Raw genomic sequence first — 458 nt, forward strand, 5'->3', positions numbered from 1 at the left:
ATCAGGAACTTGACTATCACGATACGAATTCACGTTATGATTCCTTGAGAGTGGTTGATGGCAAACTAGCAGGGATCGACCGTACACAGCCAAACTACTTTTCATTTGTTACGCCAGTAGGAGACAAGCTAGCCTCGACGCAAAGCCAATACGACATTACTAATTCTGTAGGCAATACCGTCGGCACAAGTAAGCGCAGCCCACAAATTAATGGTTATGATATGAATGTTGGATGCGTCGTGAATAAGTTAAATACCAATAGCTACGATTACATTGGGGAAAGTGCGCTTATAGACAAAAGTCGCCCCTACTCTTCATTCGATGCGTTGAGAGCCTCGCAACATACCCTGTTTTGCGTCGATTACAATGAATCTTGGGTTACGGAAGGGGTAACAGTCAAAGTATCGGCATTCGATACTGAGACTCAAACATTCTATGACTTTGATACTGGCATAGAG

1 pseudogene is annotated in these 458 nt (G+C 43.4%); it reads left to right on the forward strand.

The annotated features are described in order from the left end of the window. Positions 1-458: pseudogene (locus tag BCT81_RS04460) on the forward strand (hypothetical protein); the annotation flags it as partial.

Origin of the sequence: Vibrio sp. 10N.261.52.A1, from assembly GCF_002876325.1 — a bacterium.
In the GTDB taxonomy this organism is placed as follows: Bacteria; Pseudomonadota; Gammaproteobacteria; order Enterobacterales; family Vibrionaceae; genus Vibrio; species Vibrio chagasii.